We start from the raw sequence: 16,802 nt of genomic DNA, 5'->3' as shown, positions 1-16,802 counted from the left end.
CTATTACAAGAATTCGAGGAACAGTGGACATTTGAGGGAATATGCGTAGCCGACGCAGCCCTATACAGTGAAGAAAATCTGGTAGCGATGACAGGACTTAAATGGCTAACCAGAGTGCCATTAACCATCAATGCGGCAGGTGAATTAGTCGAGACAAAAACTGTCTTACAGGCGAGTAAGTTGAAAGGATACAGCACAACCGAATCGGTGAGTGAATATGGCGGCGTTAGTCAAAGATGGATTTTAGTTGAAAGCCAAGAAAGACGTAAGTCAGACATCAAAAAGTTAGACAAAAAGCTTGAGCAAATCCAGCAAAAATGCCATCAAGATTTACAGACTCTGTCGGGACAAGATTTTGCTTGTACTGCCGATGCGCTCTCTGCTGCCGATAAACTATCAGCTAAGATGAAATGGCACAAACTCTCAAATATTCAGACACTAGAAAAAAAACATTATGCGAAACGGGGGAAGCCACAACCTGATGCTATACCCACCAGCATTAGTTATCGGGTTACCGCGACGGTTATTCCTATAGACTCAGAAATATTGGCTCAGAGACAGCGCTGTGGCAGGTTTGTTTTAGCCACGAACATCCTTGATTCTCTGGAATTCACTGCCGATGATGCTTTACGTGAATACAAGTCTCAACAGGCAACTGAGCGGGGTTTTCGCTTTCTCAAAGACCCTTTATTTTTTACTTCTAGTGTTTTTCTCAAGTCCGCTAAACGGATTGAGGCTTTGGGTATGATTATGGTGCTTTGCTTACTCGTTTATAATTTAGCCCAACGACAACTCAGACTTGCTTTAGCTCTTTCCCAAGATACTATTCCGAGCCAATTGGGTAAACCCACTAGTTCTCCGACTTTGCGTTGGGTTTTTCAATGTTTTATGGCGGTTCATTTAGTTTATTTTCAGGGACTCTCTCAAGTTGTTAATTTGTCTCCTCTTCGGCTTCATATTTTAAAGTTTTTTTCTCCCACCTGCCAACGCTATTATTTGCTCCCTGCACCTGTTTCGTAATTGTTTTTCTCATTCCATTACGAGCGGAATGTGGGTTGTATCTGTATGTAGCCATGTTCGAGTGGGCATACAATCTACGTTGGATTGATTTTGACTTCCTGCGTCGGCTTCTTTTCCCTCCTTCCACCTATTTACCTAGATGAGCGACCAAGTTATGAACTCTTTCACACTTGCTCCACTAGTTACATCTAGAGTATGTACATCCACTTGTAACCCTTCACTGGCTAGCCGTTGCTGGGCAGTGATACCATCTTGAAGATTACGGCTAGTGATGATTACCTGAATATCTTCTTTTTGAGCTAGCTGACGTGCGATCGCATATCCTAAACCCTTATGACTACCAGTAATTACCGCAACTTTTTTGGTCTTCGTCTTCTAAATCCTTTATTCGATTTTACTGTAGCAATCCTAGTTGAATCTTAGTATTCTCATTACTTAGGATTGTTGTATAAATCCACCTTAGCAATCCTCACCCCTTTCAACAAGACAAGATTTGGGATACATATTATCAATGAAATCGATAAATCTAGCCGCAATCGATCTAAACCTACTAGTTGCTTTTGAAGCTTTGATTACAGAACACAGTGTCACGAAGGCAGCCGAAAAGCTTCAGATTGGACAACCTGCCATGAGCTCATCACTTAGTCGATTGCGAGTTCTCTTTGAAGATGATTTATTTATTCGATTAGGGCAGCAAATGCAACCAACGGTCAAAGCTAAGGCGATCGCCCCCAATATTTTGGCCGTATTACACCAGATTCGTCAGACGATCATCACAAGCCATCTTTTTGACCCACTTTCTAGCGATCGCACATTTGCAATTGGTAGCTCGGACTACACTAGCTTAGTGATTGTGCCACCACTACTAGAATTTAGTTGTCAAAATGCACCATTAATCAATTTCCATACGATCGGTTTTGAGAAAGATAGTGTTGGTGAACTATTAGAAAAAGGCATAATTGATATTGCATTGGGAGTTTTTCCAAATCCACCTCGACAAACTCTATTAGAACCGATTTTTGAAGAACACTTTGTTGGTATTGCGCGTCAAGATCATCCCGATATAACCAATGGAACAATTAGTTTAGAATCCTTTACAAAGCTATCTCATGCCCTTACAACTTTACGCCGCGATCACTCTGGAGCAATTGATCGCACTTTACAAGAGCAGAATCTACAACGGCGGATTGCTTTGATTACTCCCCATATGCTGGTCTTACCCTTTGCGATCGCTACTAGTGATATGGTTGCGGCTGTTCCTAAACGTCTAGCTATCACTATGGCTAAAACCTGTAATCTCACTATTTTTGAATTACCAATTGAGACTAAGCCTTGGAAGGTATCTATGCTATGGAGTGTTTTAAGCGATCATGATGAATCAAATCAATGGCTACGCAGTACGATCAAGGCGTTAGCGAGGAAGCTTTAGGTAAGTCTCAAAAAGAGAACACCGTGCGTAAAGCTCCAACCCAAATCGTGCCGTTCTCGTTGCGATTGCCAGCATTGGTAATCACTTGAACCAGAGGCGTAATTCTAATAAATTTGTTGATCGGAATATTATAAAAAGCTTCAAAGTTAGTCTGCGAAGCATTCCCAATCTCTCTCACGATGAGTGGTTGACTAACCGCTAGCCCTGTAATCGAACCTTGGGTAAAGAGATCCTTAAATGAAAAACCAGCCATCCAATAATTAGGGCTAATATTCCCAAACTCCGTATTGTTGTAGTTGCTGAAGCCATAGCGTCCAAATACACCTACGCGATCGCTAATTCCCCAATCAAAATTCACTCCAAAAGCATTAAAATTACTGCCAATCACCCTGCCTCCAGCATATTGCAAACGCAGAGTAAACTTTTTATCTGGAGAATATTCTAATTCCACAACACCTTGATAGGGATCGCCAAATAAGCCCTGTTCACCGCCACGATTAGGGAAAATTAAAACTGGTAACTCCGCCGACTCACTAGATCGCAAAGTATTAACGATCGCTGAGCCAGTTGGTCGATTAGCATTTGTAGCTACATATAAGGCTCGTATTTGAATAGGAAGTTGCTTAGGAGTCCACTCAGCAACAACGCCAGCCCCCGCAGGTCTGGGTAAGAGAATAAAATTATTAATAAGAGCTTGAGTGGAGAAGTCGTTAAAACTAGCATTTGCATAGCGATTTTTATCAATAAAATCACCAGCCACCATGAAAGGGGCGATCGTTAAACGGACTTCCTCAGCGATATTAAATGAATAATAAAGACGTGCTAGGCTAACCTGATTGTCACGACCTTGAATAGAATAATCAAGAGCGCTAGCAAAATTGGGTTCTAAAAATCCTGAAGTACTATCACTTGCGCCTGCACTACCAGCAAGCAAGCGGATCTTGAGCAGATCTTTACCCACAAAACTGGTATTGAGATCGATAGAAAATCGATTTAAAAAAGTAACGTTGGGTTGATTGCGGGTGATCACCGCACCAGTTGGCGAAAGAATGCGATCGCCACTAAAACTCCCTGCCGATAGCGCAAAAATCACTTGCCCTGATAGTTTGGTTGTTGGAGAGAATTTTTGAATTTCTAACTGCTCTGTGCGCTGTTCTAGATTATTGACCTTTTGGGAAATTATTCCTAACTCTGATGTAAATTCACTTTGTAATCGATTTAAGGTACTCAGATCCTCTTGACTTACTTTGTCGCTCAGTCCACTTCTAAGCATCTCATCTAGTTTAGTAATGCAAGACTGTAGCCCTGCGGCAAACTCATAGCGACTCAAGGCAACATTGCCGCGATAAGTGCGATCGGGATAGCTCTGGATACAGCCATAGCGTTCTGTGAGAGATTGCAAAGCTGTAAAAGCCCAATCCGTAGTTTTGACATCGGATAGTTGATTTACAGTAATATCTTCTGCCTTGCTAGAATCTGCGATCGCAGATTTCCCAACTATTAGCAAAGCTAGCAATAAACATTGCAGTCTTGGGTTGAGGTTTAATTTAAAAAGTGATTTGAGCTTTGAGATCTTCATTTTCAATTAAAAGATTGTGTACTATCGAGTTTGACCAATGAGTGCGTACTCATTGGTCAAACTAAAAACAATCATAAAAAAGCTCCTGCTAACTGTCCTTCGGGGAAGTTACGCAAAGCAATTGCTGTGATACATAGCCGATCGCTAAATCAACTTTTCCATCTCTTAGATATCTGCGCGATCCGCTCACCATATAACTCTACCGACAAGCGAACGCCAGAATCAAGCTCTACGGCTTTTGAGTACCAGAAAAGTCAGGAACAGTCTGTCACATCACTCCCATGTAAGAACCTAGACGATTCACTCCATTCTGATTCATCTCACCAGCGCCAACCCAAATCATCGAATGCTGGGCTGCATTGATTGCCAAATAAAGTAGAGTTCCCTGCTTATCTCCACTAGGAGAACCTGAATGGGTAAAGCCGCCTGCTAATTTGTTTTTCCATAGCTGTTGGAACCAAATCCCACTAGCAGCATCGACAAACGCCTTAAACTGTGCGGCTACGCCTCCCATATAGGTCGGCGAACCGAAAACGATCGCATCAGATTGATTGAGTGCTTCTAAAACTTCTTCATTGTGCCAACGTCCATTATGGATTTGTTCGCCAGTAATTCTAAAAGGTTGAACTTTAGTATCTGCGACCTTATTCACACCTTCCGCAAAGGCTTCAGCGATCAGGTGAGTGTGTCCTGTGCCAGAAAAATAAATAATAGCGATAGATGACATAACTTTACTTCCTCGATAGATTTGTAGTAAGGGTAATTTTTAGTCTTTCCAATTCCACAGCAAAACCATAAAGGCGATCGCTAATATCACCATTGCAATTCCCGCCGTACCATAGGTGGCATTCAAGCCAATCGCGAGACTCAAAGGCTGACTCACGAGAGGTGATAAGAACTGACCTAAAAACATAGAAGTCGTCAAACCGCCTAAAATCTTGCCGCGCATATTCACAGGAGTAGCGGAAGTAAGACAAAAGGTCATATTTGGCATCACCAACCCCAATCCAATACCTGCGGTTCCTAAGCCTAAGGCAACGACTGTAAAACTACTGCCTAGGCTAATCAAACCAAACCCTAGAGCCATAGTGCTAAAAGCAGTGCCATAGATATTAAAAAAGGTTGTTTTGGCTTTGAGCCGTTGATATTGAAAGGATGATACAGCGGAACCGAGAATGCAAATCGCGATCGCGATTCCACTTTGAGAAGCAGAGGATTGGAATAAATTCTTGAGATAGAAGGGGATCTGTACGGGAATCGTATAAAAAGCCATCTGACCTAGCATTGCGGCTGCAAATGTTAGCCCAACAATGAGATATGGCAAGCGCCTAGACTTTTCAGACTTATCAGCATGATCAGAAGATTGAATTGAATCTTGGCGAGGTGGCTCTGACAGAAAAGACAAGACCGCAGGCAATACTAACAATGCTGCGAAGTAGATTAGAAAAGGATTACGCCATCCAATATCRGMTAACCAACCWCCCAAAGAGACAAATACTACACCGCCTAAAGAACTAAARGCTGCCTGTAAGCCCAGAAACTTTCCTCTAGCAGCCCCACTATAGTAGTCRGCAATTAGARCCGTAGTAGAAATGGAAATCCCTGCCACGCTAACACCTAACAACGCTCGACCAACAATAATCGTATCTAAGGAATTTAGCCATAATCCCGAACTACCCGCTAAGCCATAGACAATTAGAGATAGAAACAATAATGGTTTCCGTCCGATCCGATCTACTAAAACTCCCAGTACTGGAGCGCTAATAGCTATAAATAGCGCGGGTAGAGTTAGCACCAATCTTACCCAATAAGCTGAGTTYGGCACTGACTCAAAATKTTTCAACATTGCTGGTAAAGAAGGTGCGATYGTGGCACTTGCCATAATCGTTAACATACTAGCAACCAGCAAAGTTATACGAGTAGTTAGAGAATTAACTTTTGAGGCGATCGCTGTTTTCATAAAGAATGAAATCTAACTAATTCTAAGAAAACTTTTAGGGTGTGACTAACTTGCGACAGAATCTGTCAGCTTTAAATGAGTACCGTCACACTTTGGAACGCCAGCCGTATATTTACAGAGGCATAGCGGCATTTTTGTGGATTCAGAAAGTTCAAAACTTACAGGAGTGAAACTTGTTCCTTTATGTGCGCCATTACAAAAAGGCTGATTTGCTGACAATCCACAGCTACACCAGAAATATTTCCCTGCTTCTAGGGTCATTACCACTGGTTTCTTATCAACAATTTTGGGTTCAATGGAATTGTTTTCTGACATGGTTTCACTAAATATCCTAGGTGTGAGAGTTAAGTTTCAACAGCAATAAAAAATCTCTACCTTACTTGTTTTAATTAATTTTAGGTTGAGTTTTGCTTGCTTCCCTACCCTATCAGATGGAAGAATTATTAGTCCCTGTCTTAAAAGATTGAATTTTTTAATCAAACAACTGATTTAGATCTGTACTTAAGTACAGAGTTTTTTATTTGTATTAAGACAAACAGAAAATGTAATAGAATTGACTATAGAAATTTAAAGTTAAATATATGCATCATACCTACACAACTTTAAATCTACAATGCCAAGTAATTAAGTTCCTATATCTATCTATTTAATCAATATTTTTAAGTAATATTTTCTGAGCGAAGCAGATGCCACAGAACTTCTTAAATCTGAATCAAGATCATAAGGAGACGCTAAGCGATCGCCTACTAAAAGCATCTGCTAATGCAACTAGTGCGTTATTGACGATCACTTCACTTGATGATGCTGTTAATACTGCTCTGAAGATTATTGGAGAAGCTTTAGATACTGATCGCGTTACCGTAATTGAACATTTTAATTGTCCAGAACAATCGCTACCTTGCTGGAAAATGTTGTATGAGTGGGATTCTCTAGACACAATCTCACAAATTTCCCATCCAGAAGTCTCTCAGGGAACCTATGAAGGTATTGAGTCATGGTATGAAAGTATTAATCAAGGTCAAAACATAACTTATTTGACCAAAGACATGTCAGAACCATTTCGGAGTGGGCAAGAGAAACTTGGAGTCAAAGCACTGCATGTTGTTCCGATTTTTGTAGAAAATAAATGTTGGGGAGTAGTGGGTTTTGATGACTGTCGTGGAGTAAAACATCGAGGTCAATCTGAATTGTCAATGTTAAGAATTGCCGCAAATTCTATCGGTAGTGCAATTCAGCGCGATCGCACCCAGCAAGCTCTACTCCGATCTCAACAAGAACGTGCTACCGAATTAGAAAAAGCGAATAAGGCTCTACGCAGTGCGATCGCAGGGATGGCAAGGCTTGATAATCTAGAGCATTTCTTAGCTGAAATGCTAAAAGCAAGTCTAGAAATATCAGGAGCGCATTCTGGTGCAGTGGCTCTAATTGAAGGAGAATTCATCCGTCATGCTGTGTTATTCGACCAAGATGGCTGGATAGATCCGCAGATTCAAATGTCTAGAGGACTGACAATTTCTCCATTCACGCCAGAATTGAAAGATCTAGCCGAACAACTTCTGAAATCACCGTTGGAATGGGTCGTCCCTCCTAATGATCCAAGAATAATGCCTGAATATCGAGAGTTTCATCGCGAACACAATAACAAGGCTATACGGCTTGTGCCAATGCAGATTAGCGATCGCCTGATCGGTTGGTTAGGACTTGGCTTTGCGGAAGAAAATCCCCCTATTGGTAAAAGTTTTGGGCTATTAAAAGTCCTTGCTGAACAGATGACAATGGCGGTGGAAATGTTAAGGCTATCGAACGAAGCCCAACAAACAGCGATCGCCCGTGAACGTGAACAATCTCTATTAGTTAATGAAAAACAACGTACTGCCGAACTAGAAAAAGCCAATGAAGCCCTAAGTCGCAGTCTATCTTGGCTGGCTCGAGAAGAAAATCTTAATAATTTCCTAGAACAGATATTGCTGGAAATTAGTGCTACGGTCAAAGCCGATATCGCCCACCTATTTATATTGCATCAACCAGAAAGGATGTTAGAGATAGTTGCAAGGGTAGTCGATGGTAAGCTAATCCAATCTCCTGCTCCCTCTGAACCTGCCATTTTCTCTGCCCCCTTTCCTGCGGATATTACCCCAATCTTTGCCATGATGGAAGAGCAAGATCTGCTCTTGACCCTAGATATGCTGAATATCCAACCAGAAGTTAGAGAGATTACTTGGCCTGACAACTATGAATGGCATATTAATTTAGGGCGTAAAGCGATTGGAGCCTTGGTGCTTAAAGCTGGCGATCGCACAGTAGGTTTTCTCGGCTTTGGTTTTAACGAAAAACAAGAGCTAGTAGGAGAAAGACGCGAACTGGTCATTGCTCTAGCAAACCAAGCGGCTCTTGCCATTCTATTAATGCAATTAGCTGAACAATCGAAGCAATCAGCGATCGCCCATGAACAAGAGCAGGCTGCTGCGGCAAGAGTAGTGCAATTAGTCAAAGCTAATGCAGTCTTGAAACAAACTCTAGATGTGTTAGCAACGGAACCCGAAATCGAAAGTTCTTTAGGGCATGTGCTAAAGGTATCCTCTGAACAACTGGATTCTCCTTCTTCCGCACTCTGGTTATATAACTCTTTTACTGAAAAGTTTTATCTGCATCTTGTCTATATGGATAATCAAATTATTCCTGTAACTGACGAAAATATCGACATTCTCTCAGGGAAATGGCTTCGTGGCAGAAACATGGATAAGGATTTGTTTCTTAAAAAGCATATCCGCGAACGTAGTCCAGTTATTTATCAAGTAGATGATGCTTCGGTAGTACCACCACCTCTGCGTAAAAGCTTGGGAAATATGGGGGTAAAAACTCTATTAGGTATCCCTCTTTTATTAGGAGCGGAAATTATCGGCAGCTTTACCCTGCGGTTTGCCGAAAAGCGCCAATTTCAAGCTGAAGAATTAGAACTGACGCAAGCTTTGGCTAATCAAGCAACGCTAGCAATCCAACTTCTCCGTATGGCTGAAGAGTCAAAGCAAGCTGCCATCTATGCGGAACGTAATCGACTGGCTGGCGAAATTCACGATACCTTAGCACAGGCTTTTACAGGCATTTCCCTCCAACTAGGAGTCGTAAAATGGCTAATTCAAGAAGGTTCATTAGCCATTGAACCAATCCTTGATCGCATCAATGACATCGCGCAAACGGGACTAGCTGAAGCACGGCGCTCTGTCTGGGAAATTTATCCTACAGCCCAAGAATATTCCAACTTAGCCGAAAAGATTTCTCAATCAGTCGAGAAATTAACTAGCGATTGTCCTATTCAAGTTGATTTACAGATTTTAGGAAGTGAATATCAAGTTTCAGCGATGATTGGATACAACTTACTCAAACTTGCCCAAGAAGCGATTACTAATGCTCTAAAACATGCCAAAGCAACGAAACTTTCGATAATTCTTACCTATAAAGATGCACTAGTTTCCCTCAGCATTACTGATAATGGCTGCGGCTTTCAGCCCAATCTCGATAATGGCGGTTTTGGGCTTTTGAGCATATCCGAACGATGCGATCGCATTGGGGGACAATTATTGATTAACAGTATCTTGGGTAAAGGAACAGAAATTTTAGTAGAGATTCCATTAGAGGAACAAAAATCATGACTGATCAAACAATCCGTATTATGGTAGCGGACGACCACCCAATTGTCAGGAGCGGATTGGTATTAATGATCGATTACACTCCTAACATGGAAACTGTAGCTGAGGCGAATAACGGACTAGAAGCCGTTGCCCTATTTCGCCAGTATCGTCCTGATGTCACCTTGATGGATTTGCGAATGCCAGAGATGAGTGGAGCCGATGCGATTGCTGCTATTCATCAAGAGTTTAGCGAGGCAAAAATCATTGTTCTCACGACCTATGATGGGGATGAAGATATTTATAAAGGTTTAAAGGCTGGAGCCAAGGGCTATATATTTAAAAATGCTCCAGTCGATGAGATTATTAGAGCGATCAAAACTGTCAATGATGGCAAAAAATATATTCCCCCTGAAGTTGGTGAAAAGCTTTCAGAAAGACTCAATCGCCCTCAACTATCTAATCGAGAATTGGATGTCTTAAAACTAGTTGCCCAAGGTAAAACTAATCAACAAATTGCCACTGAATTATATATTTCTGAGAGTACAGTTAAGTACCACATCAATAGTGTTTTAAGTAAACTAGGCGTAAGCGATCGCACTCAAGCGACCTTAATTGCCATTAAACGAGGTATTGTGAATTCCTGATTACTACACGATAAATAAGGAGCTTAAGTTCCTTATTCATCGAATAGCAAATAGACAAATTGAGTGTTTTTATTCTTGCTGTAATTGCTCGATCGCCTCATCACACCATTCAATCCACGATGTTTCGTAACGAATGCCACAACGGAGTGTGAGATACATATGGCGTTGAGGACGAGTTAGTTCTGCAATATTAATTTCCGATTCCATCGAATGATAATAGGCTAATTTTTGTTGATGGAGCTTTTTACGGCGCTTGATTTCTTCTATTAAAATCTCATCAGGCACAATATATCCAGCTCTGACTTTGACCAGTAAGCTCTCTCGAATTGCTGTTGGCTCTGATGGTTCAGTAATCCATGCCATTAACTCTTGTTTACCTGACTCAGTTAAGGAATAGAGCTTTTTATCAGGTCGATTTAATTGCGGCACATTTTCAACTTCGACCAGACCTTTTTCCTGCATTTTTGCTAGTTCTCGATAAATCTGCTGCGATGTGGCTTGCCAATAGCAACTTACTTTTTCATCAAATTCTTTGCCGACATCATAGCCAGTATGAGGTGATTGAAGCAAGATCGTAGCGATCGCATGGGATAGGGTCATAGGTTTTAGTTTTGTTTGACTTTGTATTTAATTTTACTTGACATATACAACTTGTTGTATAAAACTAGCTTTATACAACAAGTTGGTTTTATATGGCTATCTAGTTTTGGTAATTAATCACATTAATAATCACGTTGAGTTTTAGGGATGTTTTAGCAGATTATCCCTCACAACTGCCGCAAAGCAAATTACACACAGCAGATTATGAATACAGAGAAAATCAGCATCGGTTGGCAGCGCAACTCTTGGATTGGCATTGTTGCGAGCGGTTTGGTTGTAGTAGGTACAGGAGTTATTCTTTGTCAACGTTTTGCGCTCCCAGAGCAGCTAGCAATTACAAAACCTTTGACAGTATCTGTCATTAATCTCACGCCTGTAAATTCTTATAACATCACTCGCTATTACACAGGCGAAGTCGTAGCAACGCGGCGCACTGATCTAGGATTTGAGCGGGCTGGCAAAGTAATTGAAGTTCTATATGATCGCGGACAGGTTGTAGAGGCAGGAGCCGTAATTGCCAGATTAGATACGCAAAATCTAGAGGCACAGTTATCGCAGTTAGAAGCGCAAAGGTTGCGAGCCTTAGCGCAGTTACAGGAATTACAGAATGGTTCACGGCGGGAAGTAATTGCATCGGCGAGATCGCAGGTTTCTGATTTAGAAAATCAGTTGCGCTTAGCCAATACTCGGAGCCAACGAAGAGAATCGCTATACAAAGAAGGTGCAGTGAGCAAAGAGCAATTTGAAGAAGTTGCCTTTAATCGTGATGCTTTATCCGATCGCTTAGCGGCGGCGCGAAGTCAATTAGAAGAAGTCCAAAATGGCGCGAGAATTGAACAAATCAATGCTCAAGCGGCGGCGGTTGCTCAGATCGAAGCCAGTATTCTGGATTTAGAAATCACGATCGCCAAGAGTAATTTAACGGCTCCCTTTCGAGGTGTCATCGGTGAGCGCAATCTTGATGAAGGCAGCGTCGCACAGGCTGGACAAGCGATCGTGCGACTGGTGGAATCGGCAAATCCAGAGCTAGAAATCGGTGTACCTTTTTCAGTTGCTGCAACTCTAACGGTAGGCAGTAATCAGACTGTTGAGATTGGCGATCGCACTTACACTGCGACCGTGATCGCCATTAAGCCCGAAACTAATTTGCAAACCCGAACTAGTACAGTAGTTCTGAAATTGCAAAATTCCAGTCAAGCGGCAAATAAATCAAATAACAAAACCACTAATCTTGCTATACCCAAATCGGGCGAAATTGCACGACTAAAAGTATCACAAACTGAGCAAATACAAGGCTTTTGGCTACCGACTACGGCGCTCTCTAGGGGTGAGCGTGGGTTGTGGTCATGCTTTGTGATCGCCCGCGATGGTGATGCTTATCGAGTAGAAAAACGCGATGTGGAAGTTCTACACACAGAAGGCGATCGCGTTCTCGTTAGAGGTACTATTTCTGCAAATGAAGAAGTTGTCAGCAGTGGTACACAGCGCTTAGTTAATGGACAAACGGTAACTAAATAACTAGCGCTACTTGTAATTTAGAAACCGTTTAAGAATTTCTCGCTGCGGGCAAAACCTTAAAGAGATCCTCCTCAATCCCTCTTAAAAAGGGGGAAGAAGAAAATTCTAATTCTCTCCCCTTTTTAAGGGGGGCTGGGGGGGGATCTAACCATTCTCACAATCTCTAGTAGATGAACTAATGGCACAACTATTCTTTCGCAATCTCCGCTTATTAGCCTTGGTGATTTTCTTGATCGTCGCTTGGGGAACCGTCAACTATGAATCTTTGCCTCGATTGGAAGATCCTGAACTGACATCTCGTTTCGCACTGATTACCACTTTCCTCCCAGGGGGAACGGCTGAGCGCACCGAAACTTTGGTCACGGCTCCCATCGAAGAGAAGATTGCCGAGATTTCCGAAATTAAGACCTATGAATCAACCTCAAGGACAGGGGTATCCGCGATTTCTGTGGATCTTTTGGATAGTGTGAGTAGAAGTCAAGTACCGCTAGTTTGGTCGCGAGTGCGTGATAAATTGCGTGATGTCCGCGCCACTCTCCCCGCCGAAGCGACAGAACCAGAACTAGATGAGGGTGAAGTGCGGGGCTATGCACTACTAACTTCAATCAATTGGGATCAAGATAGTCCACCTAATTATGCGATTTTGCGGCGCAGAGCAGAAGTATTAGAAAATGCGCTCAAGGCGATATCAGGGACTGATGAAACAAGAATCTTTGGTGCGCCCGATGAAGAGATTGCCGTAGAAGTGAATACCAGTAATCTCGCTAGTTTGGGAATTACCGCCACCGAACTCGCCAACCAAATTCAGCAGAGCGATGCCAAAACCTCAGCAGGACAGTTTCGGGGTGAGAATAATTTGCTGTATGAAGTTAAGGGTGAACTGGATACCTTGAGCCGTTTGCAACAGATTCCGATCCGATGTCCGTCATGCCAATCTAATCGTGATTTTCGTCTATTGGGTGACATCGCCACTGTCAGCAAAGGGATTGCCATGCCGCCGACAGAATTAGCGATCGCCCAAGGCAAACCCGCGATCATGCTTGGAGTCTATGTGCAGCCCCAATATCGACTCGATCGCTGGTCAGTAGATGCTCAAAAAGTTCTTACAGAATTTCAAGCAGATTTACCAAAGGGACTCAGTTTAGAAACTGTCTTTGATCAAAGTCGCTATGTGACAGCGCGATTAAATAATTTAATTAGTAATCTGCTATCAGGTGCGCTGATTCTATTTCTAATCTGTATCTTTATGATGGGCTGGCAACAGGCGATCGTGGTGCAGATTGCGTTACCTCTTTGTGTGGCGATCGCCTTAATTGGCATGGGACTTTTAGGTATTCCTCTGCATCAGATGTCCGTTACAGGGCTAATTGTTGCTTTGGGCATTCTCATTGATAACGCGATTATTTTAGTCGATGAAATGAATATGCGACTTAAAGAGGGAATGCCCCTTGAAGAAGCAATTTTGGATACAGTACAGTATTTGCGAGCGCCACTTTTTGGTGGCACATTAACCACGGTATTCTCATTCGCGCCGATCGCGCTACTTCCGGGAGCAGTGGGCGAATTTGTGGGGACAATTGGATTGAATGTGATTTTGGCAGTTATGGCTTCTCTCGTAGTTGCCCTGACGATTACCCCTGCGATCGCGGCGATTGTTTATCGATGGAGTCATCAACGCTCTTTTACAACCAATGGCATCATCTATCAGGCGATCGGTAATCGCCAATGGTTACAAACTGGATTCGCCAATCAAGGCTTAACTCTATGGTATCGGCGATCGCTGAACTGGTCGCTTAGCCATCCGAAAACAGCGATCGCCCTCACTCTCATTCCCTCTTTCATCGGCTTTGCCCTGATGACGACCCTCAATTTGCAATTTTTTCCACCTGCCGATCGCGAACAGCTTACCCTTGAGCTAGAGATGCCGTCCGCCAGTTCTCTCAATCAAATTCAAAACCTGACTCAAGACGTAGAAAAGCAGTTACGGACTCATTCTGAAATACAGCAAGTGCATTGGATGTTAGGACGGAGTGCTCCCAAGGTTTACTACAACCAAATCACAAATCGTGAGAATGACAGCAGCTTTGCCAATGCGATCTTGCAAACTCAAGGTGTAGCTCCTAACAAACTTATCCACGATATTCAAATAGAAATGGATGCCGCCTTTCCTGCGGCGCGGGTGTTAGTGCGTCAATTTGAGCAGGGACCTCCCTTTGAAGCGCCGATTGAATTGCGGGTTTATGGAAATGATGTCGATGTTCTCCAAAATATTAGTGAGCAATTGCGATCGTTATTGGTACAGTTACCATCAATTACCCATGTACGAACTCGCCTGACCGATCGCTTTCCGCAACTCGCTTTACAAATTGATGAGCCAGAAGCGCGATCGCGGGGTCTGAGTCGCCGCGACATCGCTCAACAGTTAAGTAGTGCAACCGAGGGCATACGCGGCGGTACAATTCTCGAAGATACAGAAGAAATTCCTGTGCGTGTCAGGTTTAGCGATCGCGAACGTGCCGACCTCAATCAATTGCAATCGACCAGTATTTTGCCAAGCGATCGTAATGGCTACATTCCCCTAGAATCGATCAGCAAACTTACCCTCGAAGCTAAAAATGCGGCAATCACCCGCAAAGATGGGCGGCGAGTGAGTACAGTCCAAGGCTACCTCACGGCTGGAACCATTCCCAGTCAAGCCCTAGCAGAGTTTCGCCCTATCTTAGCTAAGCAGTTCCAATTACCACAGGGCTATAGTTTAGAATTTGGTGGCGAAGAAGCCGAACGGACTAGCGCCACAGGCGGACTACTAGGCTATGGAATCGTTTTAGGGATCGCCCTTGTTGTTACTTTAGTTTTATCGATGGATTCCTTTGCGTTGGCGGGATTTATCGGCATTGTCGCAATTCTTTCGGTGGGATTAGGCGGGTTATCCCTATGGCTATTTAACTATCCCTTCGGCTTCAACCCGATCATTGGCACAGTCGGTCTAGTTGGTGTGGCGGTGAATGATTCTATTACCGTACTGACTGCGCTTAAAACCGATCTAAAGGCACAAACAGGCGATCGCCAAGCAATGATCGATGTAATTATCCACACCGCTCGCCATGTTCTCACCACTACCTTTACCACGATGGCAGGTTTTTTACCCTTGATTCTTTCTGGAGGAGGCTTCTGGCCACCTCTCTCAATCGTAATTGCAGGTGGAGTATTTGGCGCGACGATGCTTGCCCTCTACTTTATTCCCTGTACTTATTTACTGTTCGTAAATAGGGACACAACTAGTTTGAAACATGCAAATCATATTGTGTAACCATACCTAAGAGATGGGCGGAGCTTCGCGCCGCCCATCTCTTAGGTATCACATTAAGGAGATCATCTAGCAACTAGACAAAAAACAACATTAAGACTCGAATTCTTATCCAGTATACATCATAGATAAAATAGACTTCTACAAAAACGATAATTTTTTTACGGCTAAAGATGCTAATTTTGAATCTAAATGGGTATCTTTAATCAATCATCTCTTGACTCTTAATTTTTATGGGCAGGGCTAAAGTGGTAGTCCAAGCATCAAATGTTGGTAAAGTTAATTTACTTAAGAACAAGTCTTAATAATTCCATAGAAAACGAAAATGGTAGGACTCAATAGTTACTATTGTCTTAAAACTGCTTTTTGCCCAGTTACTACTTAAGCCCCTATTACAAAAAATGGAGAAACAAAAATGGGTATGCCCTGCGAAATCAATAGTATTCTCAAACTTCCCCCATCACAATATCCACAACAACTTGTAAAAGGAGCGAAACACCAAGCACAGAAACAAAATTATCGATTAATTCCCATTGATGTTCCTATTCCTTTAGTTGATGAAAACTGGCTTGCCCACACTGACATTATAATCAACAAATTAACTTGGGAAAATGGTCAAACACATATCAGTTTTGCAATTGATCGCCTGTACTTGACTCCATTTGCAATCAAAGCATGAGCTAATTAGCTCATGCTTTGTACATGATAAATCTAGAATATAGCAATTCCGACACTATAGCTATCGCCAAATGTATCAGGACATAAAACCCCAAAGAGAGTTGCGACGCTTCGCGTCGCAACTCTCTTTGGGGTTTTGATTTCGTCCTAACATGACTGGCAACAGCTATAATGCTGCACAAACAAGTGACTTACAGCCACATATTTAAATAGATTGGATAAAACAATATGTACCTCACTAGATTGAGAAATCCTATATATGTGGATCTAAACTAATCTAGCCTTTCCGCCGCCTTCAAGAAAGCACGTTTCGCCGCAATCTTATTCTTGCGGTTGGTATAACGCCTAAAACTCCTGACATCCCGGTGTCTCGTCAACTCCATCGCCAAAGAAGGATCTAACTCATACTTCACAATCAAATTCGTCGCAAACGTATGC

Annotated in this window: 13 protein-coding genes; 7 read left to right on the top strand and 6 right to left on the bottom strand. The window is 42.5% G+C overall.

Going from position 1 to position 16,802, the window contains the following annotated elements; genetic code table 11:
* The coding region (locus tag B9G53_RS02640; protein ID WP_141211684.1) for an IS1634 family transposase at positions 1 to 1,020 on the top strand (1,020 nt) is incomplete at its 5' end.
* Between the two features lie 135 nt (positions 1,021 to 1,155).
* On the opposite strand, the gene B9G53_RS28915 is transcribed toward B9G53_RS02640, so the two are convergent.
* Positions 1,156 to 1,368: an SDR family NAD(P)-dependent oxidoreductase gene (locus tag B9G53_RS28915; RefSeq protein WP_094528768.1), complete on the bottom strand. Its 213-nt coding sequence runs from the start codon at positions 1,366 to 1,368 to the stop codon at positions 1,156 to 1,158.
* A 163-nt stretch (positions 1,369 to 1,531) separates the two neighbouring features.
* On the opposite strand from B9G53_RS28915, the gene B9G53_RS02630 reads away from it, so the two are divergent.
* Positions 1,532 to 2,449 carry a LysR family transcriptional regulator gene (locus B9G53_RS02630; protein WP_094528767.1) on the top strand — a complete coding sequence of 306 codons (918 nt, stop codon included), beginning with the start codon at positions 1,532 to 1,534 and terminating at the stop codon, positions 2,447 to 2,449.
* A 7-nt stretch (positions 2,450 to 2,456) separates the two neighbouring features.
* Here B9G53_RS02630 and B9G53_RS02625 read toward each other — a convergent pair whose 3' ends face one another.
* The 4 genes from B9G53_RS02625 to B9G53_RS02610 all read right to left on the bottom strand — a co-directional run bounded on the left by B9G53_RS02625 (position 2,457) and on the right by B9G53_RS02610 (position 6,303).
* Positions 2,457 to 4,028, bottom strand: a complete 1,572-nt coding sequence (locus tag B9G53_RS02625) for an iron uptake porin (protein WP_094528766.1) — start codon at positions 4,026 to 4,028, stop codon at positions 2,457 to 2,459.
* 268 nt (positions 4,029 to 4,296) lie between these two features.
* Positions 4,297 to 4,755, bottom strand: a complete 459-nt coding sequence (locus B9G53_RS02620) for a flavodoxin family protein (protein ID WP_254923522.1) — start codon at positions 4,753 to 4,755, stop codon at positions 4,297 to 4,299.
* 39 nt (positions 4,756 to 4,794) lie between these two features.
* Entirely contained in the window at positions 4,795 to 5,988 is a 1,194-nt protein-coding gene (locus tag B9G53_RS02615; RefSeq protein ID WP_094528765.1) for an MFS transporter, read from the bottom strand.
* Positions 5,989 to 6,033: 45 nt separating this feature from the next.
* Positions 6,034 to 6,303 (bottom strand): CDGSH iron-sulfur domain-containing protein, encoded by a 270-nt coding sequence (locus B9G53_RS02610; protein ID WP_094528764.1) that lies wholly within the window; start codon positions 6,301 to 6,303, stop codon positions 6,034 to 6,036.
* A 371-nt stretch (positions 6,304 to 6,674) separates the two neighbouring features.
* Here B9G53_RS02610 and B9G53_RS02605 point away from each other — a divergent pair, with 371 nt between their 5' ends.
* Positions 6,675 to 9,638: a GAF domain-containing sensor histidine kinase gene (locus tag B9G53_RS02605; RefSeq protein ID WP_094528763.1), complete on the top strand. Its 2,964-nt coding sequence runs from the start codon at positions 6,675 to 6,677 to the stop codon at positions 9,636 to 9,638.
* Positions 9,635 to 10,261: a response regulator transcription factor gene (locus B9G53_RS02600; RefSeq protein ID WP_094528762.1), complete on the top strand. Its 627-nt coding sequence runs from the start codon at positions 9,635 to 9,637 to the stop codon at positions 10,259 to 10,261. Before B9G53_RS02605 ends, B9G53_RS02600 begins: the two co-directional genes overlap by 4 nt.
* 69 nt (positions 10,262 to 10,330) lie before the next feature.
* Here the strand turns inward: B9G53_RS02600 and B9G53_RS02595 are convergent, their stop codons facing one another.
* Positions 10,331 to 10,861, bottom strand: coding sequence for a PadR family transcriptional regulator (locus B9G53_RS02595; protein ID WP_094528761.1), 531 nt, complete (start codon positions 10,859 to 10,861; stop codon positions 10,331 to 10,333).
* A gap of 204 nt (positions 10,862 to 11,065) precedes the next feature.
* Between B9G53_RS02595 and B9G53_RS02590 the strand changes: the two genes are divergently transcribed.
* The 3 genes from B9G53_RS02590 to B9G53_RS02580 all read left to right on the top strand — a co-directional run bounded on the left by B9G53_RS02590 (position 11,066) and on the right by B9G53_RS02580 (position 16,365).
* Positions 11,066 to 12,379 carry an efflux RND transporter periplasmic adaptor subunit gene (locus B9G53_RS02590; RefSeq protein ID WP_094528760.1) on the top strand — a complete coding sequence of 438 codons (1,314 nt, stop codon included), beginning with the start codon at positions 11,066 to 11,068 and terminating at the stop codon, positions 12,377 to 12,379.
* 178 nt (positions 12,380 to 12,557) lie between these two features.
* Positions 12,558 to 15,689 carry an efflux RND transporter permease subunit gene (locus B9G53_RS02585; protein WP_094528759.1) on the top strand — a complete coding sequence of 1,044 codons (3,132 nt, stop codon included), beginning with the start codon at positions 12,558 to 12,560 and terminating at the stop codon, positions 15,687 to 15,689.
* A 412-nt stretch (positions 15,690 to 16,101) separates the two neighbouring features.
* A complete protein-coding gene (locus tag B9G53_RS02580; RefSeq protein WP_094528758.1) occupies positions 16,102 to 16,365 on the top strand; it encodes a DUF2584 family protein in 264 nt (87 codons plus the stop codon).
* Positions 16,366 to 16,802: the final 437 nt, after the last annotated feature.

Source organism: Pseudanabaena sp. SR411 (assembly GCF_002251945.1).
Taxonomy (GTDB): Bacteria; Cyanobacteriota; Cyanobacteriia; order Pseudanabaenales; family Pseudanabaenaceae; genus Pseudanabaena.
The sequence above is the reverse complement of the archived record's forward strand: the minus strand, read 5'-3'. Positions and strand labels throughout refer to the sequence as shown.